24 protein-coding genes are annotated in these 25,951 nt (G+C 46.0%); 18 read left to right on the top strand and 6 right to left on the bottom strand.

Annotated features, from left to right (window positions below):
* Positions 1 to 108: 108 nt before the first annotated feature.
* Together rnhA and ICN24_RS08520 are read right to left on the bottom strand one after the other, a co-directional pair.
* On the bottom strand, positions 109 to 573 hold the full coding sequence (gene rnhA, locus ICN24_RS08525) for a ribonuclease HI (RefSeq protein ID WP_216222949.1): 465 nt from the start codon (positions 571 to 573) through the stop codon (positions 109 to 111).
* 9 nt (positions 574 to 582) lie between these two features.
* On the bottom strand, positions 583 to 1,389 hold the full coding sequence (locus ICN24_RS08520) for a class I SAM-dependent methyltransferase (protein ID WP_216222947.1): 807 nt from the start codon (positions 1,387 to 1,389) through the stop codon (positions 583 to 585).
* Positions 1,390 to 1,395: 6 nt separating this feature from the next.
* Here ICN24_RS08520 and gloB point away from each other — a divergent pair, with 6 nt between their 5' ends.
* From gloB to ICN24_RS08485, 7 genes are all read left to right on the top strand, one after another.
* Positions 1,396 to 2,205 carry a hydroxyacylglutathione hydrolase gene (gene gloB, locus ICN24_RS08515; protein ID WP_216222945.1) on the top strand — a complete coding sequence of 270 codons (810 nt, stop codon included), beginning with the start codon at positions 1,396 to 1,398 and terminating at the stop codon, positions 2,203 to 2,205.
* Positions 2,205 to 3,650 (top strand): transglycosylase SLT domain-containing protein, encoded by a 1,446-nt coding sequence (locus ICN24_RS08510; protein ID WP_216222943.1) that lies wholly within the window; start codon positions 2,205 to 2,207, stop codon positions 3,648 to 3,650. Before gloB ends, ICN24_RS08510 begins: the two co-directional genes overlap by 1 nt.
* Before the next feature lie 26 nt (positions 3,651 to 3,676).
* Positions 3,677 to 5,560, top strand: coding sequence for a propionate--CoA ligase (locus tag ICN24_RS08505; protein ID WP_216222938.1), 1,884 nt, complete (start codon positions 3,677 to 3,679; stop codon positions 5,558 to 5,560).
* 234 nt (positions 5,561 to 5,794) lie between these two features.
* Positions 5,795 to 6,988, top strand: a complete 1,194-nt coding sequence (carA, locus tag ICN24_RS08500) for a glutamine-hydrolyzing carbamoyl-phosphate synthase small subunit (protein WP_216222935.1) — start codon at positions 5,795 to 5,797, stop codon at positions 6,986 to 6,988.
* Entirely contained in the window at positions 6,988 to 10,251 is a 3,264-nt protein-coding gene (gene carB, locus ICN24_RS08495; RefSeq protein WP_216222932.1) for a carbamoyl-phosphate synthase large subunit, read from the top strand. The genes carA and carB overlap by 1 nt, the downstream gene beginning before the upstream one ends.
* Positions 10,252 to 10,307: 56 nt before the next feature.
* The gene (greA, locus tag ICN24_RS08490) at positions 10,308 to 10,784 is read left to right on the top strand and encodes a transcription elongation factor GreA (protein ID WP_216222931.1); all 477 of its coding nucleotides are present in this window, start codon (positions 10,308 to 10,310) and stop codon (positions 10,782 to 10,784) included.
* Positions 10,784 to 11,257 (top strand): DUF4149 domain-containing protein, encoded by a 474-nt coding sequence (locus ICN24_RS08485; RefSeq protein WP_216222930.1) that lies wholly within the window; start codon positions 10,784 to 10,786, stop codon positions 11,255 to 11,257. Before greA ends, ICN24_RS08485 begins: the two co-directional genes overlap by 1 nt.
* 35 nt (positions 11,258 to 11,292) lie before the next feature.
* Here ICN24_RS08485 and ICN24_RS08480 read toward each other — a convergent pair whose 3' ends face one another.
* On the bottom strand, positions 11,293 to 11,919 hold the full coding sequence (locus ICN24_RS08480; RefSeq protein WP_216222929.1) for a YhbY family RNA-binding protein: 627 nt from the start codon (positions 11,917 to 11,919) through the stop codon (positions 11,293 to 11,295).
* A 127-nt stretch (positions 11,920 to 12,046) separates the two neighbouring features.
* Between ICN24_RS08480 and ICN24_RS08475 the strand changes: the two genes are divergently transcribed.
* From ICN24_RS08475 to glmM, 4 genes are all read left to right on the top strand, one after another.
* Positions 12,047 to 12,721, top strand: coding sequence for an RlmE family RNA methyltransferase (locus ICN24_RS08475; RefSeq protein ID WP_216222928.1), 675 nt, complete (start codon positions 12,047 to 12,049; stop codon positions 12,719 to 12,721).
* Positions 12,722 to 12,878: 157 nt separating this feature from the next.
* Positions 12,879 to 14,756, top strand: a complete 1,878-nt coding sequence (gene ftsH / locus ICN24_RS08470) for an ATP-dependent zinc metalloprotease FtsH (protein WP_216222927.1) — start codon at positions 12,879 to 12,881, stop codon at positions 14,754 to 14,756.
* Between the two features lie 10 nt (positions 14,757 to 14,766).
* The gene (gene folP / locus ICN24_RS08465) at positions 14,767 to 15,639 is read left to right on the top strand and encodes a dihydropteroate synthase (RefSeq protein ID WP_370623126.1); all 873 of its coding nucleotides are present in this window, start codon (positions 14,767 to 14,769) and stop codon (positions 15,637 to 15,639) included.
* A 40-nt stretch (positions 15,640 to 15,679) separates the two neighbouring features.
* Positions 15,680 to 17,023: a phosphoglucosamine mutase gene (gene glmM / locus ICN24_RS08460; protein ID WP_216222926.1), complete on the top strand. Its 1,344-nt coding sequence runs from the start codon at positions 15,680 to 15,682 to the stop codon at positions 17,021 to 17,023.
* A gap of 5 nt (positions 17,024 to 17,028) precedes the next feature.
* On the opposite strand, the gene ICN24_RS08455 is transcribed toward glmM, so the two are convergent.
* The 3 genes from ICN24_RS08455 to ICN24_RS08445 form a co-directional block, all read right to left on the bottom strand.
* Complete coding sequence (locus ICN24_RS08455) at positions 17,029 to 18,003, bottom strand: hypothetical protein (RefSeq protein ID WP_216222924.1); 975 nt, start codon at positions 18,001 to 18,003, stop codon at positions 17,029 to 17,031.
* Between the two features lie 2 nt (positions 18,004 to 18,005).
* Positions 18,006 to 18,425 carry a hypothetical protein gene (locus ICN24_RS08450; RefSeq protein ID WP_216222923.1) on the bottom strand — a complete coding sequence of 140 codons (420 nt, stop codon included), beginning with the start codon at positions 18,423 to 18,425 and terminating at the stop codon, positions 18,006 to 18,008.
* An 82-nt stretch (positions 18,426 to 18,507) separates the two neighbouring features.
* Positions 18,508 to 19,344 carry a hypothetical protein gene (locus tag ICN24_RS08445; RefSeq protein WP_216222922.1) on the bottom strand — a complete coding sequence of 279 codons (837 nt, stop codon included), beginning with the start codon at positions 19,342 to 19,344 and terminating at the stop codon, positions 18,508 to 18,510.
* 105 nt (positions 19,345 to 19,449) lie between these two features.
* Here ICN24_RS08445 and ICN24_RS08440 point away from each other — a divergent pair, with 105 nt between their 5' ends.
* From ICN24_RS08440 to phoB, 7 genes are all read left to right on the top strand, one after another.
* A complete protein-coding gene (locus tag ICN24_RS08440) occupies positions 19,450 to 20,463 on the top strand; it encodes a CorA family divalent cation transporter (RefSeq protein WP_216222921.1) in 1,014 nt (337 codons plus the stop codon).
* A 195-nt stretch (positions 20,464 to 20,658) separates the two neighbouring features.
* Entirely contained in the window at positions 20,659 to 21,681 is a 1,023-nt protein-coding gene (gene pstS, locus ICN24_RS08435) for a phosphate ABC transporter substrate-binding protein PstS (protein WP_216222920.1), read from the top strand.
* Positions 21,682 to 21,764: 83 nt separating this feature from the next.
* Positions 21,765 to 22,751, top strand: a complete 987-nt coding sequence (gene pstC, locus ICN24_RS08430) for a phosphate ABC transporter permease subunit PstC (RefSeq protein WP_216223115.1) — start codon at positions 21,765 to 21,767, stop codon at positions 22,749 to 22,751.
* Positions 22,748 to 23,614, top strand: a complete 867-nt coding sequence (gene pstA / locus ICN24_RS08425; protein WP_216222919.1) for a phosphate ABC transporter permease PstA — start codon at positions 22,748 to 22,750, stop codon at positions 23,612 to 23,614. The genes pstC and pstA overlap by 4 nt, the downstream gene beginning before the upstream one ends.
* A gap of 8 nt (positions 23,615 to 23,622) precedes the next feature.
* Positions 23,623 to 24,459: a phosphate ABC transporter ATP-binding protein PstB gene (gene pstB, locus ICN24_RS08420; protein WP_255532627.1), complete on the top strand. Its 837-nt coding sequence runs from the start codon at positions 23,623 to 23,625 to the stop codon at positions 24,457 to 24,459.
* Between the two features lie 13 nt (positions 24,460 to 24,472).
* A complete protein-coding gene (phoU, locus tag ICN24_RS08415) occupies positions 24,473 to 25,177 on the top strand; it encodes a phosphate signaling complex protein PhoU (RefSeq protein ID WP_216222918.1) in 705 nt (234 codons plus the stop codon).
* A gap of 16 nt (positions 25,178 to 25,193) precedes the next feature.
* A complete protein-coding gene (phoB, locus tag ICN24_RS08410; RefSeq protein WP_216222915.1) occupies positions 25,194 to 25,907 on the top strand; it encodes a phosphate regulon transcriptional regulator PhoB in 714 nt (237 codons plus the stop codon).
* The last annotated feature ends 44 nt before the right edge of the window (positions 25,908 to 25,951 follow it).

Below are 25,951 nucleotides of genomic sequence, written 5' to 3'. Positions count from 1 at the left end.
CGTTTTTCTCTGTTTTTTATTGTTTAAATGCTGTTTATGACCACTTTTAGAGCCTATTCATTCTCTCATAAGAGCGCTATTTGGTGCAGGGCTGCAGGCTTATTAGCCCTAGGGCAAAAACTCTTCCACACCCTTGTTGGCAAGCTGATCGGCTAGCTCGTTGCCAGGGTGGCCGTTATGACCCCGAACCCAGTGCCAGGAGATCTGATGGCCGGGGAGAAGGGAGTCCAATTCTTGCCAAAGATCGGCATTTTTCACGGGATCCTTGCTGGCGGTCTTCCAGCCACGCTTTTTCCAGCCTTCGAGCCATTCGGTTACGCCTTTTTGGACATATTGGGAGTCTGTCCACAGCTCCACAGAGCTGGGTTGTTTGAGGGCTTTGAGGGCAAAAATAACAGCGCTAATTTCCATGCGGTTATTCGTGGTGAGCTTTTCTCCGCCGTGAATATGCTTTTCGTGTCCGCCAGAGCGCAGAACGGCGCCCCAACCACCGGGCCCCGGATTTCCTTTGCAGGCGCCATCGGTATAAATCACGATATGGGGCTTGTGGTGGCTAGATTCGGTATGCGGCATGACAGTAATTTACTTGGTCTTTCTAGTCTTTAGCTGATTACGTTCGGCAGCTGGGGCTAATTGAGTGATGGGGGCGACTCGCTTGGGCACCACCTGACCAATCAGGCGGATGCCTTGATGGCGTTTAATGGCTGATACCAAGAATACTGCCCCAAAAATAGGCCACCATCGATTGCCCATGGGTTCTAAAAAATCCATACTTTGCATAGCGGACTGCCCCTGCAAGGGGAATTTATAGCAGCCAAAATGGCCTCGATCGAGAGAGTAGTTGAGCAGTTGCAGCCAATCCTTTACCCGTATGAGGCTAATAAATTGACCATCTCGAGGTAGATAGGGGTTGCCAATAAGTCTACTGAGATACTGTCGAGCACCCCAAAGACTGGCTGGATTGAAGCCCGAGATCACTAATCTGCCTTCGGGTCTTAAGACGCGATCTACCTCCCGAAGGATGTGGTGAGGGTCGGCGGCAAATTCCAGGACATGGGGCAAAACAATGAGGTCAATGCTTTCATTGGCAAATGGCAATTCCGTTGCGCTACCCTCAATGGGGTGCCAGTTAAAACGCGCCGCCTCTTGTCGGCTGTCATGTGAGTGCACCAAAATGGCTTGCAGCGGCATGCGATTTTCGGCAAGCGCATTGATTTGGGGTAGGCCAATTTGGACCGCATGAAAGCCAAATACATCGGCTACGATTTGATTGAAGCACCGTTGCTCCCAGCCCAGGACATAACGCCCTGGAGGGGATTGCAGCCATTTCTCCCAAGAGCTCCAAGGGGGTGCAGGGGTCTGCGAGGGAATGGGTGGGGTTGGTATCATCGGTATATGGATAAGAATACTTTATTGCAGGTTTGGCCAATCCCCGCTTTTGATGACAACTACATTTGGTGTATCCATGATGGGCATTGTGCATTGGTAGTTGATCCAGGCGATTCCGCTCCTGTTTTGGAGTACCTTAGCAAATCTGGCCTAACACTCAAGGGTATCCTCATTACCCATCACCATGCCGACCACACCGGCGGGATTCTGAATCTTTTGCAGGCTTTGGGGGCTCATATTCCAGTTTATGGGCCAGTTGGCGACAATATTCCCGGCCGTACTCAGATTGCAAAAGAAGGCGATAAGCTTGACATTGAATCACCACGCATCAGCCTAAAAGTATATGAAGTACCGGGGCATACTTTGAGCCACATCGCTTATTTTGCCAATATGCAGGCCAATGTGGTTGAGCCTATGCTGTTTTGTGGCGATACCTTATTTGCATCTGGTTGCGGTCGTTTGTTTGAGGGAACTCCCACGCAAATGAGTCAATCATTAGGAAAGTTTGCGGCGTTACCAAAAAATACTTTGGTCTATTGCACTCACGAGTACACCTTATCGAATATTCGCTTTGCATTAGCTGTTGAACCGAATAATGTGAATTTGCTTTCCTGGTCACAGAGGGCGCAAGAATTGCGCGCTAAAGGTTTGCCAACATTGCCGACTACTATTGGCCAAGAATTGCAGGTCAATCCTTTTATGCGCTGTGATCAAGCCGAGGTTCAGGCATCTGCAAAAACGATTTCAGGACAAGTTGATTTACCAACCCCCGCTCATGTATTGGCTGTAATACGTGCTTGGAAAGACCGGTTTTAATGCGCTTGATATACGCGGCAATATTGATTGCCGTTTTTCTGTCGGGTTGCGCTAGCACCGGTGAGTGGTCCTCTGATACGCCTGTAAAAGGGAGCCCTCGTTCATCTAAAGCGACTCGCGTCAATTTAAAGAATCAGTCAGTCAGTAAGGTGTATGCACCTTCAGATAACTTATGGCTTCGTATTCGGGATGGCTTTCAGATGGAGCCCATGAATAGTCCTTTAGAGATTGAGCAGGTGCGTTGGTTAAGCAGTCGCCCTGACTATGTCAATCGCTCCATGGCTCGCTCTTCACGTTATTTGTTTTATATCGTGCAAGAGGTCAATGCACGCAATATGCCAACTGAGATTGCATTACTGCCATTTGTGGAAAGCGCATTTGTCACCAATGCTAAATCCAATGCGAAAGCAGTGGGCTTATGGCAATTTATGCCTGCCACTGGAAAAGACTTTCAATTGACGCAAAACGTATTTCGTGATGAACGACGCGATGTTTTGCAATCAACCGATGCCGCTTTAGATTACCTGCAGCGTTTAAATAACCAATTTGGAAGCTGGGAACTTGCTCTAGCAGCCTATAACTGGGGAGCAGGCAATATTTTGAAAGCCCAAAAGCGAAACCTTGCGCAAGGCTTACCTACTGACTATGAGAGTCTGACGCTACCTCGTGAAACTCGTAATTACGTACCCAAATTGATGGCTTATCGCCAAATTGTGCTCGATCCATCGGCCTATGGAATTGTGTTGCCGGAGCTTGAAAATCACCCGTACTTTGTAGCAGTTGATGTAGGTAACGATATTGACGTTGCCTTGGCGATTAAGTTGGCAGAAATTCCACCGGAAGAATTTCAAAGCTTAAACCCTTCATTTAATAAACCCGTGATTCTGAGTAATGCGAACCAGCAAATACTTTTGCCGTTTGGTCATGCAGAAATATTTCAAGAGAATCTAAAGCGCTACAACAAACCGCTTTCAACCTGGACAGCAGTGAAAGTGAGTAAAACTGAGAATGTGGATCAGGCCGCTAAAACGCTTGGCGTAGATGCGGAGGCTTTAAGGCAAGTTAACGGCATTCCAAAAGGGATGCGGATTAAAGCAGGCTCAACAGTATTGATCCCCAAATCCAATGGTCATTCAGGCGATGTTTCATCGGCCATGGCAGATAACGCTAGCCTCAGCCTAGAAAAGCCACCCCCACCGCAACCAAAATGTTCTGCGCCTGCCAAAAATAGTAAAGGCGCCAAAAGCTCAAAAGGCGCCAAGGCTGTGAAGTGTGAACCCTCAAAAGGAGTACAAAATGCCGCCTCTAAGGGTAATTCTTCATCAAAAAATGCTGCATCTCAGCATAAATCCGCATCGACAGGGCTTGCAAAATCTGCGAAAAATGCTAGTTCGGTGTCCCCAAGTAGCAAAACCAGCGCAAAGGGGGCGAGCAAAAACCAGTAATTTCGTACATTTAGATTAGGTTGACCATGTCCTATAAAGCACATCACGAACGCTCAATTAAAGACCCAGATGGATTTTGGGGTGAGCAGGCAAAGTTAATTCATTGGGAAAAACCTTTTAACAAAGTACTGAATTACGATAATCCGCCATTTGCAAAATGGTTTGAGGGTGGCCTTACCAATCTTTGCTATAACGCAGTTGATCGACATGCCAAAGAGCGTCCCAATCAAATTGCCTTGGTAGCGGTTTCTACGGAAACTAATCTTGAAAAAGCCTATACCTATCAAGAGCTCTACGAGGAAGTGAATCGTATGGCTGCGATCTATAAGGCCAATGGTATTCAGAAAGGCGATCGCGTATTGATCTACATGCCGATGATTGCTGAAGCCTGTTTTGCCATGCTCGCGTGTGCCCGTATCGGCGCTATTCACTCAGTTGTATTTGGAGGCTTTGCTTCTCATAGTCTGGCTTCTCGCATTGATGATGCGCAACCTAAAATGATTGTGACTGCTGAAGCAGGCGCGCGCGGTGGCAAAGCAGTTCCTTATAAGCCATTGTTGGATGAAGCCATTAAATTGGCGAGCTATAAGCCTGAGAAGGTCTTGATTGTGAATCGCGGTTTGACGGAATTCACAACGGTTGCGGGTCGTGATTTAGATTACGCAACAGAGCGTCAAAAACACTTGAATGATATCGTTCCGGTGGAGTGGGTTGATGCTACTCATCCTTCATACATTCTGTATACATCGGGTACCACCGGCAAGCCAAAGGGTGTGCAACGGGATACTGGTGGCTATGCTGTTGCCCTAGCAGCTTCTATGAAACATATTTTCACCGGTAATGCAGGTGAGACTATGTTCTGTACATCTGACATTGGATGGGTAGTGGGTCATAGTTACATTATTTATGCGCCATTGCTCAGTGGTATGGCAACCATCATGTATGAAGGAACACCATTGCGTCCTGATGCTGGTATTTGGTGGGAGTTGGTAGCAAAGTACAACGTCTCCGTGATGTTCTCAGCACCAACCGCAGTGCGCGTGCTAAAGAAACAAGATCCTGCATTCTTGACTAAGCATGATCTTTCAAAATTGCGCGCTTTGTTCTTGGCGGGTGAGCCACTCGATGAGCCAACTGCAAGTTGGATTCATGATGCAATTAAAAAGCCGATTGTCGACAACTACTGGCAAACCGAAACGGGATGGCCGATGCTGGCAATCCAGCGTGGTGTAGAAGTCATGCCGCATAAATTTGGATCGCCAGGTGTCCCTTCATTTGGCTACAACATGAAGCTGCTTGACGATGCGACCTCTGAAGAGTTGGGCCCAGATCAAAAAGGCGTCATCGCCATTGAGGGCCCATTGCCTCCTGGCTGCATGCAGACAGTGTGGGGTGATGACAAGCGTTTTGTGAGCACCTATTGGGAAACCATTCCTGGCAAGTTGATCTACTCTACATTTGACTGGGGTATTAAAGACAAAGACGGCTACTTCTTTATTCTAGGTCGTACCGATGACGTCATTAACGTTGCAGGCCACCGCCTTGGTACGCGTGAGATTGAAGAGAGTATTTCTAGCCATCCAAACATTTCTGAAGTTGCTGTAGTAGGTATTGAGGACAAACTCAAAGGGCAGGCTGCCATTGCTTTTGTAATCCCGAAAGACGCCTCTAAAGCGGAGAATTTGGAAAAAGAATGTATGAAAACCGTGGATAGCCAGTTAGGTGCCATTGCCCGCCCAGGACGCGTATACGTCGTCACCGCCTTGCCAAAGACGCGTTCAGGCAAGATTGTTCGGCGCGCCTTGCAGGCGGTTGCTGAGGGTCGCGATCCTGGCGATATCAGCACGATGGAAGATCAAAACGTCTTGGCTCAAATTAAGACCATCATTGAGCAAAGTGCTGTAGCCTAAAACTGTAAAAAACCTCCCCAGCCCCGGGCTTTGGGGAGGAGATCTTCCTCTGGCGCCCATTTAGTCAGGGATTCAAGGGTTTACGAGCAAAACTGGTATCATTGCAAGGTTCGAAACTAATTAAATACCCTAGCGCTTAAAGACACTCACCTCCCGCATAAACAAGCCCCGGGTTGGTCTTTTTGGGGGTTTTGAGCGTCGGATGGAGCAGGGACTGGAGATGGTTTGTCACCCTTGCTTCCTTCTTTTCCTCTTGCCGTGTTGGCTCTAGCCGACGGCACTGTCTTTCCCGGATTTAGTATTGGCGCCCCTGGCGAAACTTCTGGCGAAGTCGTTTTTAATACCGCATTGACTGGATATCAAGAGATCATTACTGATCCTAGTTACTCACGTCAAATCGTTACCTTAACTTACCCTCATATCGGTAATGTTGGTGTAAATGCCCAGGATGCGGAATCCGATCAAATTCATGCAGCTGGCTTGGTCATTAAAGATCTGCCAAAACGCGTTTCCAACTTTCGCTCTGAAGAAGGCTTAGACAGCTACCTCAGTAATACTGGCATCGTAGGTATTGCTGGCATTGACACCCGCAAGCTCACCCGCATTCTGCGTGACAAAGGTGCCCAATCTGGTGCGATTGTGGCTGGCAAGCTGGGTGATGACTATGAAGCTCTTGGCATGAAAGCTTTAGAGCTAGCCAAGGCTTTTCCGGGTATGGCTGGCTTAGACTTAGCAAAAGTGGTTACTACCAAAAAGCCTTACGAATGGCGTGAAGCTGAATGGGATTTACATGGCCCAGATGGCAAACCTGCATATAGAACACTTGATAAAACCAAGTCTACTAAAAAAGTTGTTGCCTATGACTTTGGCGTGAAGCGCAATATTTTGCGCATGCTCACCGAGCGTGGTTGTGAGCTTACAGTTGTTCCAGCGCAAACGAGTGCAGCTGAAGTGCTTGCTATGAACCCGGATGGCGTGTTTTTCTCGAATGGCCCTGGCGACCCGGAACCTTGCGATTACGCTATTGCTGCAGCAAAAGAAATTATTAATCAAGGCATTCCAACATTTGGTATTTGCTTGGGCCATCAGATTATGGGCTTGGCTGCCGGAGCAAAAACCTTGAAGATGAAGTTTGGTCATCATGGCGCTAACCATCCAGTAAAAGATTTAGATACTGGGCGCGTTGCCATCACTTCACAGAATCATGGCTTTGCTGTTGATGCAAAGACCTTGCCAGACAATATTCGCGTTACCCATATTTCATTGTTTGACGGTTCTTTACAGGGTCTTGCCTGGAAAGATAAACCTGCGCTGTGCTTCCAGGGTCATCCTGAAGCTTCGCCAGGTCCGCACGACATTGCTTATTTATTCGACCGTTTTGTGGAGCTCATGAATGCTGCCGGTGCTAGTAAGAAGGAGGGCAAATAATGCCTAAGCGTAGCGACATTCAGAGCATTCTGATTATTGGTGCAGGCCCGATTGTGATTGGTCAGGCATGCGAGTTTGACTACTCTGGAGCACAAGCCTGCAAAGCATTGCGTGATGAGGGCTACAAAGTCATCTTGGTCAACAGCAATCCTGCAACCATCATGACAGACCCAGAAATGGCAGATGTGACTTACATCGAGCCGATTACTTGGGAGGTCGTTGAGCGTATTATCGCCACCGAAAACCCCGATGCTATTTTGCCAACCATGGGCGGCCAAACCGCATTGAACTGCGCTTTGGATTTGCATCGCCACGGCGTTTTAGAGAAGTACGGTTGCGAGTTGATTGGCGCCTCTCCAGAAGCGATCGATAAAGCAGAAGACCGTCAGAAGTTTAAGGATGCCATGACCAAAATTGGTCTAGGTTCCGCTAAATCTGGCATTGCCCATTCTATGGATGAGGCGCATGAGGTGCAGCAACGTATTCAACAAGAAACCGGAAGTTCAGGTTTCCCGGTAGTCATTCGTCCTTCATTCACTATGGGTGGATCAGGTGGTGGTATTGCCTATAACCGTGAAGAGTTTGAAGAGATTTGCAAGCGCGGCCTTGATTTGTCCCCAACGCGAGAGCTCTTGATTGAAGAGTCACTACTGGGTTGGAAAGAATTCGAGATGGAAGTGGTGCGAGATCGTAATGACAACTGCATTATTGTTTGTTCGATTGAAAACTTAGATCCTATGGGCGTGCATACCGGCGACTCCATTACGGTTGCACCAGCACAAACATTGACGGATAAAGAATATCAATTGATGCGGAATGCATCGATCGCAGTATTGCGCGAGATCGGTGTGGATACTGGCGGTTCTAACGTACAGTTCTCCATTAACCCAGTTGATGGACGCATGATTGTGATTGAGATGAATCCTCGCGTGTCTCGTTCATCTGCTTTGGCCTCCAAGGCTACTGGCTTCCCAATTGCGAAGATTGCAGCCAAGCTCGCTGTGGGTTACACCCTAGATGAATTGAAGAATGACATCACTGGTGGTGCAACACCAGCATCATTTGAACCTTCGATTGACTACGTTGTTACTAAGATTCCACGCTTTGCTTTTGAGAAATTCCCCCAAGCAGATTCTCGTTTAACTACACAAATGAAGTCTGTTGGTGAAGTGATGGCCATCGGTCGAACATTCCAAGAATCTTTCCAAAAGGCTTTGCGCGGACTAGAGGTTGGTGTTGACGGCTTAGATGAAGTTTCAACCGATCTTGATGACATCATTAATGAAATCAATGAGCCCGGACCCGATCGCATCTGGTATTTGGCTGATGCCTTCCGTATGGGCATGGGCTTGGATGAGATTTACAACGAAACCAAAGTTGATCCATGGTTCTTGGAGCAAATCGAAGAGCTCATCACCATTGAAGCTGAGCTTAAGCAACGCAAAATTGATAGTTTGTCTGCTGCAGAGTTGCGCTTTGTAAAGCAAAAAGGTTTTTCTGATCGTCGCTTGGCTAAGTTGCTTGGAATTGACGCATCTTCTGTGCGCGCGGCACGTCATCGCTTAAAAGTGGTGCCGGTTTATAAGCGTGTGGATACCTGTGCTGCAGAGTTCTCTACAAATACTGCTTATATGTATTCCACATACGAGGCAGAGCATGGCGAATGCGAATCTCGCCCAACTAACAAAGACAAGATCATGGTTTTGGGTGGTGGACCAAATCGTATTGGTCAGGGTATTGAGTTTGATTACTGCTGCGTGCATGCAGCCTTAGCAATGCGTGATGATGGTTATGAAACCATTATGGTTAATTGCAACCCAGAAACGGTTTCTACCGACTACGATACATCTGATCGTCTGTATTTTGAGCCATTAACGCTAGAAGATGTGCTGGAGATCGTTGCCAAAGAGAAGCCAAAGGGCGTCATTGTTCAATACGGTGGCCAAACTCCTTTGAAGCTCGCATTGGATTTAGAGCGCAATGGAGTACCGATTATCGGTACTTCACCAGACATGATTGATGCTGCTGAAGACCGTGAGCGTTTCCAGAAATTATTGCAAGATCTTGGTTTGCGTCAGCCTCCTAACCGTACTGCCCGTACCGAAGAAGAGGCCCTCAAGCTTGCAGAAGAAATTGGTTATCCATTGGTCGTTCGCCCATCCTATGTTTTAGGTGGTCGCGCTATGGAGATTGTTCATGATGGTCGTGACTTAGAGCGTTACATGCGCGAAGCAGTGAAGGTTTCTCATGACTCGCCAGTGTTATTAGATCGCTTCTTAAATGATGCGATTGAATGTGATGTGGATTGCATCAGTGATGGCGAAAAAGTATTTATTGGTGGCGTAATGGAGCATATCGAGCAGGCCGGAGTTCACTCCGGTGACTCAGCGTGTTCATTGCCGCCATATTCACTTTCAGATGCTACCGTTGAGGAAATCAAGCGTCAAACCGCTGCAATGGCCAAGGGCTTAAACGTTATTGGCCTGATGAACGTGCAGTTTGCAATCCAGAATGTCGATGGTAAAGATGTTATCTACGTGCTCGAAGTTAACCCGCGTGCTTCGCGTACTGTTCCGTTTGTGTCAAAGGCCACTGGCTTGCAGTTGGCAAAGATTGCAGCACGCTGTATGGTTGGTCAGACACTTGCTCAACAGGGTATCCAGTCAGAAGTGAAGCCTCCATACTTCTCAGTAAAAGAAGCAGTATTCCCATTTAATAAATTCCCTGGAATCGATCCTATCCTTGGACCTGAAATGCGTTCAACAGGTGAGGTGATGGGCGTAGGCAAAACCTTTGGCGAAGCGCTTTTCAAGTCTCAGTTAGGCGCTGGCATCAAATTGCCTAAGAGTGGAACTGTTCTTCTAACCGTGAAGGATAGCGATAAGCCGAAAGCGGTTGAGGTTGCCAAGCTCTTGCACCAATTGGGCTTCCCGATGGTTGCTACAAAAGGTACGGCAGCCGCCATTGAGGCTGCAGGCTTACCAGTTCGCTTGGTAAATAAGGTGAAGGATGGCCGTCCGCACATTGTTGATTTCATCAAAAATGGTGAGATTTCCTTGGTGTTTACGACTGTAGATGAGACCCGTACAGCGATTGCAGACTCTAGATCTATTCGCACAAGTGCTCAGGCTAATGGCGTGACTTACTACACCACGATTAGCGCGGCCCGTGCAGTAATGGATGGCCTGCTGGCTTCACAAAATGGCAGCAAAGAGTCTTTAGAGGTTTATTCCTTGCAAAGCTTACATCGGGCGCTCATTTAATCTAAAATTAAATTTACCGGCGCGTTTTGCGCTTCAATTTAAGTTAGGTTAGTAGCATGAGCACAATCCCCATTACCAAACGCGGTGCAGAACTCCTGAAAGAGGAGCTGCATCGCTTAAAGCACGTTGAACGTCCTGCAGTCATTAATGCCATCTCTGAAGCTCGAGCTCAAGGAGACCTCTCTGAGAATGCCGAGTACGACGCTGCTAAAGAAAAGCAAGGCTTTATTGAGGGTCGCATTCAAGAGCTTGAAGGCAAGCTTTCAGCTGCTCAAATTATTGATCCATCCTCACTAGATGTCTCCGGCCGCGTTGTGTTTGGGGCTACCGTTGATTTAGAAGATCTCGAAGATGGCACCAAATTCACTTACCAAATTGTTGGTGATGATGAGGCTGATATTGCTTCTAACAAGATCTCCATTAGCTCTCCCATAGCACGCGCTTTAATTAGTAAGGAAGAGGGTGATGTCGTTGCGGTTCAAGCGCCTGGTGGCAATCGCGAAGTTGAAATCTTAGCGGTCAAATATATTTAATGGCGCGCACCCAAACCCAGAGAGTTTTCTCATGCGTTTCTGGGCTTTGGGTTGGCAGCTTTCTTACCATTGGTTTTTTTGTAGTCCCCGTTTTGTTTGCCAGTCTTGGCGATCGTCAAGTAGCAGGCCTAGTTGCTGCCAACCTTTTTAAGATCAGTGCCTATAGCAGTGTGGGCTTAAGTGCATTTTTAATGGTGATGGCTAACCGCCTGGTTCGACAAGGCCTGAAATCATATCGTTTTGGCCGATGGGTTCTATCGGGTATGTTAGCCTGCGCCATAGGCGCCGCCTTCATCATCATTCCCTGGATGAATTCCCTGAGAGACCAGGCTCTGCTTTTGGGTCTTTCAGTAAGAGAATCTAGCTACGCAGAGCTGTTCAATCTTTTGCATCGCTTTTCTAGTATTTTGTTCTTGATCCAAGCGGCGCTGGGTTTATTGCTTGTTTGGCAGGCAACAAAAAACGCCGACTAGCGGCGTTCATTGATTGTAGGATAGTTGGTGTGAAATCACGACCCCAGTGATTTCTTTTTGGTGCTACTCATCCGAACCTTGCGCTTCTTGATGGGGGCAGGTGCCGCAATTGCCTTGCGATATCCTGGAGATGACCAGCCAATTTTGGACTCAGCAGCTTCGGAGCGCAGCACTCGTTTTTTGGGTGTTGCAGACTTCACCGCTGCAGCTCTCTCAAATGGAGACTTATTGGATGCAGAGCGGCGATCAGAGCGCTCAGAGCTGCTGGTGCGAACACCAGCTTTAGTTGGTGCACGATTTGGTTGGCGCTTAGTACGGGGTGCTTGTAAAGACTTCTTAGTCTGTTTGCTTGAGCGCCCTAAATTTGCATAAGCTTCATCGACAATGTCTTTTGGCTTCCAAAGCACTAAGAGTTTGCCAATGTGCTGTACGGGAGCTGCATTGAGCTTGTCGCATAACTCCTCATAGATTGCTACACGTGCTTCACGATCATCGCCAAAAACACGAATCTTAATTAAGCCGTGGTGGCCAATAGCTAGCTTAGCTTCCTTGATAACGGCCGGCGTTAATCCATCGCCACCAACCATTACGACAGGACTTAAGTCATGGGCATCGGCTTTGAGGGATTTGCGTTGTGCGGGGGTAATGGTTAGTGCAGTCATGGCATCGATGATAGAGCATTGAGTGCTAAAAGCCCTGATTTAGGATCAATTTAGGCATATTTAAGTCAATTCCTTTTGCTTTAGGAGGCGGAAACTAGGAAAATAGCTGCTTGAAAGTGGGTAAGTTGTGGCAAAGAATAAATTTAATAAAAGTTGGTTGCAGGATCATCTAACCGATCCCTATGTAAAGATGGCTCAAAAAGAGGGCTACAGAGCAAGGGCGGTTTATAAGCTCAGTGAAATTGACGAGCAAGATCATCTGATTAAAGCAGGTATGACTATTGTTGACTTGGGTAGCGCACCAGGCAGCTGGTCTCAGTACGCGCGTAATCGCCTCACAGAACTAGGCAAACACAATCCACAGATTGAATCCGGCAAGCCAGATGGACAGATCATTGCGATCGATATTCTGCCAATGGAAGATATTGCAGACGTCAGTTTTATACAGGGCGACTTTCGTGAGGAAGAGGGTTTGAAAGCCTTGGAGGCTTTATTGCCTAAAAGTGCCGAAGGCAAGGTCGACTTGGTGCTATCAGATATGGCACCCAATTTATCTGGGGTCGGTGTTGCTGATGCCGCGCGCATGGCTTTTTTGGCAGAAATTGCTTTGGATTTTGCTGTTGCGCATCTTAAACCAGAGGGCGCCTTGCTGATTAAGTGTTTTAACGGCAGTGGATATAGCCAGATTGTGGAGTCCTTCAAAAAGGTCTTCAAAACAGTGGCCTCCCGCAAGCCAAAGGCTTCACGGGCCCGCTCCTCGGAGATCTTTTTGCTGGGTCGGAACTTAAAGCCTCCAAAATAAGCTTTAAAACCATATCAATTAGCTCAATAACCCCCTGAAATACATGGGTTTATTAAATAAATACTGCATTAGCCCTTGAAAAAGGCTGGTAGTAGAATCAAATACTTAGGTAGCGATTCGCTTTAACTCCTGGTTTACTCCAGAAAAGGACTCAATTTTGAACAGCAATATGTTCCAAAAAATCGGTGTGTGGCTCATTGTGGGCTTGGTGCTTTTTACTGTCTTTAAGCAGTTTGATAAGCCCAAAGAACAGAATCAAGTCACGTACTCACAATTCATGGACGATGCCAAGGCTGGCAAAGTGAAGCGCGTTGACGTGCAAGGCCGCACGTTGCAAGTTACCCCTGCTGATGGCAATAAATATTCCATCATCTCTCCGGGTGATATTTGGATGGTTGGGGACTTGATGAAGTACGGCGTGCAAGTAACTGGTAAGGCGGAAGATGAACCTAATATGCTGGTCTCTGCTTTGTACTATCTCGGGCCTACATTATTGATTATTGGATTTTGGTTTTTCATGATGCGCCAAATGCAAGGCGGCGGTAAAGGCGGCGCTTTCTCGTTCGGAAAATCAAAAGCGCGACTCATTGATGAGAATAGCAATACTGTCACTTTTGCTGATGTTGCCGGTTGCGATGAAGCTAAAGAAGAGGTCTATGAGCTTGTAGATTTCTTAAAAGATCCGCAAAAATTTCAAAAGCTTGGTGGACGCATTCCCCATGGCGTATTGCTGGTAGGCCCTCCTGGCACTGGTAAAACCCTGTTGGCACGTGCCATTGCAGGTGAGGCTAAAGTTCCTTTTTTCTCCATCTCAGGCTCTGACTTTGTCGAGATGTTTGTTGGTGTAGGCGCATCACGTGTGCGCGATATGTTTGAAAACGCCAAGAAGAATTCTCCTTGCATCATCTTTATTGATGAGATTGATGCAGTTGGTCGTCATCGTGGTGCCGGTATGGGCGGCGGTAATGATGAACGCGAGCAAACCCTTAACCAAATGTTGGTTGAGATGGATGGATTTGAAAGCAATAGCGGTGTCATCGTCGTTGCTGCTACCAATCGCTCAGACGTCTTGGATAAAGCATTGTTGCGTCCAGGTCGTTTTGACCGTCAAGTCCATGTTGGTTTGCCAGATATTCGTGGCCGCGAACAAATCTTGCAAGTGCATATGCGTAAGGTACCCATCGATCCAGATGTAAATGCAGCGGTATTGGCACGTGGAACTCCTGGTTTCTCGGGTGCAGATTTGGCAAACCTCGTGAATGAAGCCGCTTTATTTGCAGCACGCCGTAACAAACGCTCAGTTGACATGAAAGATTTCGAGGACGCCAAGGATAAGATTTACATGGGTCCTGAACGCAAGTCAGCAGTTATGCGTGAAGAAGAGCGTCGTAATACGGCCTATCACGAGTCTGGACATGCCGTGGTGGCCAAAGTGTTGCCCAAGGCTGACCCTGTTCATAAGGTCACTATCATGCCTCGCGGTATGGCATTGGGAGTTACATGGCAATTGCCTGAATTTGATCGTGTCAATCTTTACAAAGATCGCATGTTGGAGGAGTTGGCGATTTTGTTTGGAGGCCGCGCTGCTGAAGAAGTCTTTTTGCATTCCATGAGTACTGGTGCCTCTAATGATTTTGAGCGTGCGACTAAGATGGCGCGTGATATGGTCACACGTTACGGTATGAGCGATAGCTTGGGTACTATGGTGTATGTGGATACTGAATCTGAAAGTATTTTTGGGCGCAACAGTACAAAGACCGTATCTGAATTAACTCAGCAAAAAGTGGATGCCGAGATTCGGACTTTAATTGACAGTCAATACGCCTTAGCTAAATCAATCCTGGAACAAAATCGCGATAAGGTTGAAGCCATGGTTGCCGCTCTGCTTGAATGGGAAACTATTGATGCCGAGCAAATTAACGACATCATGGAAGGTCGCCCACCACGTGCCCCTAAGCCTCCACCCGCAACCCAGTTCGGCAATTCTGCTGGTACACCAGGGCCTGCTGCGGGCAGCGCCCCAGCTACTGCTTAATCGCTAGAGTTTGATGGATCAGCAAGGCGTTGCAAAGATGCCCACAACATGGCGTTGTGGGCGTTTTCTTTTTGACTTGGCTAAACGCAAGCGCCCAATTGTGATGGGTATTCTTAATGCGACCCCTGATTCATTCTCGGATGGTGGCAAATACAAAACAGTAAAAGATGCACTAGCCCAAGCTGAGCAGATGATTTCTCATGGCGTTGATCTCATTGACATTGGTGGTGAATCTACAAGACCCGGTGCTGAGCCAGTAACGCTTCAGGAAGAGTTGGATCGCGTATTACCTGTTATCGAGGGTTTAAAAGATTGTGGCGTGCCTTTATCGATTGATACCTATAAAGCAGAAACGATGCGCTACGCGCTGAATGCCGGTGTAGATTGTGTGAATGATATTTGGGCGCTCAGACAAGAGGGTGCTATCAATGCCGTACTTGAAAATGCCAACTGCGGCATTGTTCTCATGCATATGCAACGCGACCCAGTAACCATGCAATTTAATCCAGAATACCGAGATGTGATGGCTGAGGTTAAGCAGTTTCTGAAAGAGCGCGCGGATCTTCTAATAGCGCAAGGTGTTGCATATGAGCGCATTGCTATCGATCCTGGTTTTGGTTTTGGTAAAAGCCTTGAGCACAACCTCAATATGCTCACCAACTTTCACAGCTTTGGAGAACTGGGTTATCCAGTTCTGGCCGGTATATCCCGTAAGTCGATGATCGGAAAAATCACTGGTAAAGACACCAATGAGCGCGTTGCTCCCAGTGTTGCGGCGGCGATCATGGCAGCAGATCGAGGTGCCAAGATTGTGAGGGTGCACGATGTACCGGAGACTGTCGACGCCTTAAAGCTTTGGGAGGCTGTTAATACCGAGGGCTGAGTCCAAACTAGGCCTGTTTCTAAGTTTTATAATGACATTCATGAAAAAACAATACTTTGGTACAGATGGTATTCGCGGCGAGGTAGGTCAATTTCCGATTGTTCCGGAATTCATGACCCGTCTAGGCTATGCAGCCGGGAAAGTATTGACCCGAGATGCAAAACCAGGCGAGCGTTGCCAAATCTTGATTGGTAAAGATACGCGTGTTTCTGGATATCTATTGGAGGCTGCCTTAGAGGCTGGTTTTGCTGCAGCTGGAGTAGACGTCATGCTTTGCGGACCTATTCCTACTCCTGGCGTTGCCTACCTTACTAAGGCATTGCGATTATCTGCAGGCATTGTCATTTCTGCTTCCCATAACCCATATCAAGATAACGGCATCAAGTTTTTCTCTGCAAATGGCGACAAACTATCAGATGAGTTTGAATTGGCTATTGAGGCTGAACTAGGAAAACCCATGGGGTGCGTTAGCTCCAAAGAGTTGGGTAAAGCCTTTCGCTTAGATGATGCAGCAGGGCGTTATATTGAATTCTGTAAATCTACCTTTCCAGGGGAATTAAATCTCAAGGGTTTAAAGCTAGTAGTAGATTGTGCGAATGGCGCTGCATACCACACAGCTCCTCACGTATTTCATGAGCTTGGTGCTGAAGTAGTTGCCATCGGTGTTCATCCTGATGGTAGAAACATTAACGATGGTTGTGGTGCTACCGCTCCAGGCGCGCTGATTGCTAAAGTAAAAGAAGAAAAAGCAGATTTAGGTATTGCGCTCGATGGTGATGCAGATCGCCTTCAGATGGTTGATGCCACGGGAAGATTGTTTAATGGCGATGAGCTCCTTTTTGTTTTGGCTAAAGATCGCCTTGATCGCGGCGAGAAACTGGGTGGTGTCATTGGCACCCTGATGACGAATTTAGCCGTTGAGAACGCCATTAAAGATTTAGGCATTGGATTTGAGCGTTCAAATGTTGGCGACCGATATGTTTTGGAGTTGTTAAAGCTCAAAGGCTGGATTATTGGTGGTGAAGGTTCTGGCCACTTGCTGTGCTTAGACCAGCACTCGACTGGGGATGGCACGATTGCGGCACTGCAAGTCTTAGCGGCGATGAGTCAAAACAAGAAGAGCTTGGCGCAGCTACTGGATTCAGTAAAGCTCTTCCCGCAGGTGCTCTTAAATGTGAAATTTAAGCAGGGTTACAACTGGAAAGCAGACGAAGTACTCAAAAAGCAGATTACTAAAGTCGAAAACGAGCTTAAGGATATTGGTAGGGTGCTTATTCGTGCCTCTGGGACTGAACCATTGCTGAGAGTGATGGTTGAAACCAAAGATGCTGATCAGGCGATGAGCTCTGCTAAGAGTATTGCCGATTTAATTCCTGTTGCTTGACATATCTAAGGCATTGGATTTCTCATATTTTGCTTGAGCAGTAGCGGTGTAAATCCAAATGGCTGCTCTGCCTTGGGATTAACGGTGATTTCAACAGCTTGAATCTGTTTATCACCCATTACCTCTAGTCGAATCACATTCTCTATCACCTCGTCTTGATGGCTCGATTTGAGGGGTTGATCAATAATGAGGCGATGACTGTCGCCATGAATTAGAAGCACTGGCTTCCTCAGCTCCTGAGATCCGATGGTGAAGGCTTCCAAAGAATCTTTATAGCCGCTATCTAACTCAGTAGCTTGCCTAAGTGAATAGAATATATCTGCCTGAAAAGCGAACACGATTCCCACATATTCATTTGACTTAGCTTTTGCAAACATTTGCTTTATCCACTCGATATTTGCAGTATTTCGCTCTCTATATTCAGAGATTGCCTCTTGATTACGTTCAAAATTATTATTGGATCCCGGAATGTGTAAATTTACAAAAATAATATGATTTTTTACCCAATACGAATTCTCTACAAACTTCGAGAATCGCGGATCGCTATCAGCCTGTCTATTTAATATTAAGCGTCGATGTCCCTGGGATTCCCTGTTGCTAAAAAATGTAGACCTCAGCTTTCCCAGTCTTTCAATTGGATCGTAGGAGCCTGCAAGTGCTCTGTGGCAATCAGTCCACTCATTATCTCCAATGCTATACACCAATGGTGATGCAAACTGATCAAAGTAATTTTTTACCTTTTGATTGTTTTCATCGCTACAGGGTGTTGAGCCGGATTTTGTATCCCCAACAAAAATACTAAAGCTGGGATCTTTTCCGTTAATCGCCTTAATCAGTTGTTCATAACGAACGTAGTCTTCCGGAATGGTATAAGGCATATCCCCAAGCGCAATAAATTTAAATGGATCAAATGAATGGGCATGGACTGATATTGAGCTTGACGCAAGCAGTAGGGTAAGTAGTAATTTAAGCAGGTTCATGACTATTTATACCTGATGCAGGTATCTCGCATCTCCTTAATCTCTAACTCTCCAAAAATAAAGGATTTTGAGCTGATCAGACTCCAGCCTAGCTCACAAAATTCATCTCCATAATTCTTGGAGCATTTTTTGCCGCTCTGATAAAAAATATCCGTTAGTTTGTCTTGCTCATCTTCGGTGATAGTTTCTGAAAAGTAAATGACTTTTTCGCCGCTATAGGTTTTGCTGATTTCTCCTCCGGGTATGTCATCAATACAAAAGCCCATATTGGGATTGTAATTTTTTATGAAGTCTGGCTTAGTTGGGGTGATCACCGAGCCGAGTTTCCAAACCATTCCACACTTAATTTGTTTATTTTTCTGCTGAAATATATGCCGCTCTACTAAAGAACCCATTTCTAACGGAATGATTTGATAATGCATAACAAATACTCCAATGATTGCATTGACGGTATCAAGTAGTTTGCTACCTTATTGTGTCAACTTCATAAATGCAAACCAGGCCTCAAAATCTCCAAGTAATGCCTACTTCACTTCTGGTCGCACTTGATTGCTGCAATGCAAAAGTTTCTCCATAGTTCATGCCTGTGCGCATATAGGATATACCTAGATCGATGTCATTTGTTAGGGAGTAAATTCCAGCAATAAGAGCATAGTGACTGAGATATTGCTCTGTAGTTGGGGGATTTGTGCTTGCCCCTATATCTAGTGCCAGCTTGAGATTTTGATTTATTGCCCATACTGGCGCTACCGAGACTAAAAAGATATTTGTGCGATTGGGGTCGGCACCATAGCCTACGTTGTAGTTTGTATTGTAAGGTGATCGCATATAGATTGCGTTGAGGTGAACTTCAATTTCGCTCCAATACTTTGAGGCGATTAAGTTCAAGCCATAATTCATAGCAGCTAAGCCAAGGCCTGCTACTTGTTGTTGTTTGCTTGAGGGGAGCACTAAAGTCGGTTTTATTGCTAGAGCATATTGCTCCTCTGTGTTCTCATAAAACCGCCACTTACTCGCAATTACATAGTTTGTAACTTTAGAAAAATTTCCATTAGGGGTGTTGTAGTAGGTGGCTGAAATAGAAGCTTCTAGATCATTTTCAATACCTCTAGTGTAGGTAAATGGAAGGGCTTTGGCACTTGACTGGCCTGTATATTCCTCTCCTGGCGTCACAATATCAACTTGTTGATTGCCGCCAGAGCGATTAATCATAAAGAAGTATTGTTCTATTTGATTGCCTCCGGCTTTAACGGTTCCGGCATCATCAGTATTTAAAGGCTCAAATCCAAACGCAAGCTGCGGCATGCATGAGAGCAGGGTGCATATCAATATGCGGTACATATCGTGTTGCTAACTCCAGTCTAATTGTTCTGTTTATAACAATTGAGTGACAATTTGATGTCAGTCATAAACTGAGCGCTCGATTTGCTGACTTACAATTTTAGGATGTCAGCCGAGATTATCAATAAACCATTTCCAGTCGCAGGTGTTGTATTCGCATGGGCAATGCCGCAAATCGGCAGCGGATACGAAATCCCATTATTTGAAATACCCAGCGCACTTGAAGATCCTTGTCTATCGGTTTGGCTTCACCTTAACCTGTCTAATACTCAAATTCAACGTTGGCTGGTAGATACACCTCTCATTCCTGAGCGCGTTGTCGAAATGATTGAGGAGGGTGTAAATGTCAGTCGCTTAGAGCGAATAGAGAAGTTGGATGATTGTTTGCTAATGGTGATGAATGATTTTCAACAAGAGTTTGGGGAGGAGCGTGGCGACTCTAGTTTGGGAACTTTATGGGCAATTGTTACCCCTAGACTGATGGTCTCATTGCGAAACAACCCCCTCAGAACCACAGACAGTCTACGTTATGAGCTCAGAAGCGGCAATATCCATCCGAGCTCAACTATCGAACTTTTCCATGAGCTGCTGGATTTACGAGCGGAATACTTACGATCGCTACTAGTTCATCTGTCTGAAAATATGGATGAATTGGAAGAAAAATTACTAAAGGGTAGGGAATTTCCAGAGCATGAAACGCTTGGCCGAATTCGAATGCACTGTAGTCGCCTGAGAAGGCATTTCTCACCAGAATTAGTTGCTTTACATCGCCTTTTAAAGCGTTTGCCTTACTGGTTTGGCGACGAGGACAAAAATCGCCTGAATGATGATTTGGATCTGCTGAGCTATTTGGCTCAAGAAATTTCTAGCCTCTATGACCGAGCTAAGTTGCTCCAGGATGAGCAAGCAGCACATGTTGCTGAATTTAATGCCAAAAATTTACATGTGCTATCTGTGATGACGGTGATTTTTCTCCCAATGACACTGCTGAGCGGAATCATGGGGATGAATATGGAAGACCTTCCAGGACTTAAGGGCTCTTTTTTTGAAGTGATGACCCTGATGTCTATTGCGGGTGCAGCTGTTTATGGCGCCTTGAGGCTCAAAAAAATCATTTAAATATGAATTTATGGCTTCATTTAGCAAGTTTTTTAAACTCGCAGCACGCTGGTATTAGGCCTTAGTTATCTTATTTAACCCTATGTTTTTATTAACTATTTTGTTAAAAAGAGAAACTGTCACGAAAGCGTCACAGTAGGGTCGTATCGTTTCTGTATCGCGATGTTGCGTTACCTCAATTTAAGGACTGATCACATGAAATCTTTCTTGAAAAAAGCGCTGATTATTGGCGCTATTTCACTTGCTCCATCTGCATTTGCAGTGGATATGACTGGTGCAGGCGCAACATTTCCGTATCCAATTTATGCAAAGTGGGCTGAAGCCTACAAAGCAAAAACCGGCTCAAACTTAAATTACCAATCTATTGGTTCATCTGGCGGAATCAAGCAAATTAAAGCCAAAACCGTTGATTTTGGTGCATCTGATAACCCAGTTAAGTATGAAGATCTCGAAGCGGATGGGCTGGTTCAATTCCCAGCAATTATTGGTGGTGTAGTTCCCGTTATTAACGTGGACGGCGTAAAGCCTGGAGAAATCAAGCTAGACGGCCCAACTTTGGCAGATATTTTCCAGGGCGTCATCTCTGATTGGGGTGATAAACGAATTGCCATCATGAATCCTGGCGTAAAGATTCCTTCTGGCCCTATTACAGTTGTAACTCGTGCAGACGGCTCAGGTACTACTGCCATCTTCACTGATTACCTGGCCAAGACTAGCGCCCTGTTTAAGGATTCTGTTGGCTCAGGCGCCAATGTTAAATGGCCTGCGGCTTCTACTGTTGGTGGAAAGGGAAATGAGGGTGTTGCTGCAAACGTTACGCGCGTTAAAAATTCTATTGGTTACGTTGAGTACGCTTACGCCAAGAAAAATAAGATGACTTATATTTCCTTAAAAAATAAGGATGGTAATTTTGTAGCCCCCGATGATTTGACATTCTCAGCTGCTGCTGCTGGTACTGATTGGGCAAAGATTCCTGGAATGGGGACCTTTATTACCAATGCTTCAGGTGCAAAATCATGGCCTATTACTGGTGCCTCTTTTATTTTGATGTACAAGAAGCCAGAGAACAAGGCTAACTCTGCAGAAGTACTTAAGTTTTTTGAGTTTGCATTCAAAGAAGGCAAGAAAATGGCTGAAGAATTGGACTACGTTCCTATGCCTGACGCTACCACTGACTTTATTCGCAAGAATGTATTTACCAAGATCATCACGAAATAATCCTGGATTGCCCTCAAGCACTCCCTGATGAACAGCTCCATAGCCATATGGAGCTGTTTCAACATTGAATAATCAAAAATATGATGGATATAACGCAATCTCATTCCGCGCCAACCCCACAAGCACTGAGGATAGCTAAGTTACAAAGAGTGCAAGACTTTTTGTTTCATGGAATCACACAATTCTTTGCTTTGTCTGTACTGATTGCCTTGATGGGTATTTTGGTATCGCTTGTCATGAATGCATGGCCAGCCTTACATACTTTTGGCCCCGCATTTTTCATCACCCAAGAATGGGATATTGTGAATGGCGAGTTTGGCGGTCTTATCGCTATCTACGGCACTGTAGTCACTTCAGTCATTGCTCTCCTCATAGCGGTACCTCTGAGTTTTGGTATTGCCGTATTCCTCACAGAACTTTGTCCAGGTTACTTGCGTAGACCATTGGGCACAGCAGTTGAGCTTTTGGCGGCTGTTCCATCGATTATTTATGGCATGTTTGGACTTTTTATTTTTGCACCGCTTTTTGCCGAATACGTAGAACCAGCGCTTGCTGCAACTTTGGGCAAAATCCCGGGCCTAGGAATTCTATTTTCTGGGGCATTTAACGGCATAGGCGTTTTATGTGCTGGGTTGATTCTGGCGATGATGATTCTGCCATTCATCGCTTCTGTAATGCGTGATGTATTTGAAATAGTTCCACCGGTATTAAAAGAGTCAGCCTATGGGATTGGCTGTACAACTTGGGAGGTGGTTAAAAATGTGGTTCTTCCTTATACCAAGGCAGGCGTTATTGGCGGTGTTATGCTGGGTTTGGGTCGCGCGCTTGGTGAAACTATGGCAGTGACCTTTGTCATTGGGAATGCCCATCGTTTATCTGCATCTTTATTTGCCCCAGGCACCTCGATTGCCTCTACCTTAGCCAATGAATTCGGTGAAGCAGAAGCAGGCAACCATCTATCCTCATTATTTGCTCTAGGTCTGGCGCTTTTCATCATCACCTTTATTGTCTTAGCCCTTGCTAAGTGGATGCTAAACAATATGGAGAAAAAGCAGGGCTTGAAGACATGAACAATACATCTAATATTGATCCATCTATTTTTTCGAGACGTAAGCGCGTCAATAAAATTGGTCTGACCCTTTCTATGGGGGCGATGCTTTTGGGCATGGTGTTCCTGCTATGGATCCTGAGTATTTTGGTCATCAAGGGTTTCTCTGCCATTGATCTCACTCTTTTTACTCACAGTACCCCAGCCCCGGGCTCTGATGGCGGCGGATTAGCAAATGCCATTGTTGGCAGCTTGCTACTGGTTGGATTTTGTACTCTGATTAGCACGCCAATTGGTGTTCTCGCAGGCTTATACCTCTCGGAATATGGTGACCGAAGCCGTGTGGCTTCAGTCACCCGTTTTGTTACAGACATCATGCTCTCAGCCCCATCTATTGTTATTGGCTTGTTTGTATATGCATTTGTGGTTGCACAAGCAAAGCATTTTTCAGGCTGGGCTGGCACAATTGCACTTGCTTTGATTGCTATTCCGGTTGTTGTGCGAACCACAGAGAATATGCTTCGTCTAGTTCCAGGAAGTCTGCGTGAAGCTGCTTATGCTTTGGGTACACCAAAGTGGAAGGTCGCCTTCATGATTACCTTGCGTGCCGCCCAAAGCGGGGTGATGACAGGCATCTTATTGGCGTTGGCACGCGTTAGCGGCGAAACTGCACCACTATTGTTTACTGCGCTAAATAACCAATTCTTTTCCACCAATATGAATGCGCCAATGGCTAATTTGCCGGTTGTTATTTTCCAATTTGCGATGAGCCCGTATGACAACTGGGTTGAATTAGCTTGGGGTGGGGCACTTCTCATTACATTCGCCGTACTTGGTTTAAATATTCTGGCACGAGTGGTATTCCGTGAGAAGGTACAAGGATGATGAGCAATATGAAAACAATGTTTGACTTAAACAAGATTGATGGTCAAGGGGGTAAAGTGGAATCAACCAATCAACAGACCGGGCAGAATGCTATTAATGCCTTGGAAGTTAGAAATTTAAACTTCTTTTATGGCGCATTTCAGGGCTTGAAGAATATCAATCTCGATATTGAGCAAGGAAAAGTGACTGCTTTTATTGGCCCTTCAGGTTGTGGAAAGTCGACTTTGCTTCGCACGCTCAATCGTATGTATGACCTGTATCCAGGTCAACGAGCAGAGGGTGAGATTAACTTCTATGGCCAAAATATTCTTGAGCCAGGGCAGGATCTCAATCTACTGCGCTCCCGCATTGGTATGGTTTTCCAAAAACCAACGCCATTTCCAATGTCTATTTATGAGAACATTGCCTTTGGTGTTCGCTTATATGAAAAACTCTCCCGATCAGAAATGGATGAACGTGTGGAGTGGGCCTTAAATAAAGCTGCCCTCTGGACAGAGGCAAAGGATAAGTTAAATCAAAGCGGCCTTTCTTTATCGGGTGGGCAACAACAACGTTTGTGTATTGCACGTGGTGTCGCCGTTAAGCCCTCCGTTATTCTCCTGGATGAGCCCACCTCTGCATTAGATCCAATTTCTACAGGAAAAATTGAAGAGTTGATTAACGAGCTCAAGCATGAGTACACGATTGCTATTGTTACTCATAATATGCAGCAAGCCGCACGCGTATCGGATTACACTGCGTACATGTATCTTGGAAGTTTGGTTGAGTACGGAAAAACGGATGAGATTTTTATTAAGCCCAAGCGCAAAGAAACCGAAGACTATATAACCGGCCGCTTTGGTTAAAAGGGAGACTACCATGCCAGATAAACACCTATCCTCACAATTTGATGCTGATCTCAATTCACTCTCAAGTCGTTTACTCGAAATGGGAGGACTTGTAGAGTCCCAGATTGCAACTGCTATGCGCGCATTTACTCAGATGGACGTGGACACGTGCAATACCGTTATTGAGAATGAAAAGCTCGTAAATGATCTAGAAATTCAAATTGACTTAGCTTGTACGGAGGTTATTGCTCGTCGTCAGCCTACTGCGCGAGATTTGCGTCTTGTCATGGCCGTCTCTAAAGCAATTACCAATTTAGAGCGTGCCGGAGATGAGGCTGAGCGCGTTGCAAAACGTACTAAGCGCTTGATTGAATCTGGCGCACCACATAATATCAACGTTGCTGAAATTCGCTTGTCAGGTCAAATGGCAATCAATCTATTGCGCCGTAGTCTTGATGCTTTTGCAAGATTGGATACTGTTGCGGCCGCAGAAGTGGTTGCTGAAGATCGTCAAATTGATGAAGAATTCCGAGGCTTTGTCCGTAAGTTGATTACTTATATGTCCGAGGATCCGCATACGATTAGTACCGGCTTAGATATGCTTACGATTGCAAAAGCGATCGAGCGAATTGGCGATCATGCTAAGAACATCGCTGAGTTTGTAATTTATATTGCTAAAGGCTCTGACGTGCGTCATATTCCGCACGAGGATTTAGTACGCGAAGCCACTAAATAAGTTTAGATCAAATACAATGACTCACCGCATACTGGTAGTAGAAGATGAGCCATCCATTGCAGAGCTTATTGCAATTAATTTGACCCACGCAGGCTATGAGGTCGAAAAAGCGATGCAGACTGAGCTCGCGCTGGGTTTGATGAAAGATCGTTTACCAAGCCTTGTCATTCTTGATTGGATGCTGCCTGGTAAATCCGGCGTTCAGTTTGCAAAAGAATTGCGTGCCAATGATCGCACCCGCGGTCTGCCCATCTTAATGCTAACAGCGAAGAGCGAAGAGGCTGATAAGGTGATGGGTCTAGATTCGGGCGCTGATGACTACGTTACTAAGCCATTTTCTCCTAAAGAGCTTATTGCAAGGGTTAGGGCGCTCTTACGTCGCCAAACCCCTATTGAAGATACCGGTCCCATCACTATCGGACCATTAAAACTTGAACCTAGCTCCCATAGAGTGTTCGCTATATGGCCAAATCATGATCCTAAGCCTGTATCACTAGGTCCAACTGAGTATCGCCTGCTACAGTTTTTCATGTCTAATCCTGAGCGTGTTCATTCTCGTACCAGTTTATTAGATAACGTCTGGGGAAACGAGGTCTACATTGAAGAACGCACTGTAGATGTGCATATCAAGCGCTTGAGGGCTGCGCTTGCCCCATTGGACTGCGATCGATTTATCGAAACGGTCAGAGGTAGCGGCTATCGCATTACCAAAACCCCCACAGATTCTTAAGGTTTTCGACATTATTGCCCCAGTATTTCTGACCTTGGGTTCAG

The sequence above is a fragment of the Polynucleobacter sp. UK-Kesae-W10 genome (genome assembly GCF_018881575.1).
Classification (GTDB): Bacteria; Pseudomonadota; Gammaproteobacteria; order Burkholderiales; family Burkholderiaceae; genus Polynucleobacter.
The sequence above is the reverse complement of the archived record's forward strand: the minus strand, read 5'-3'. Positions and strand labels throughout refer to the sequence as shown.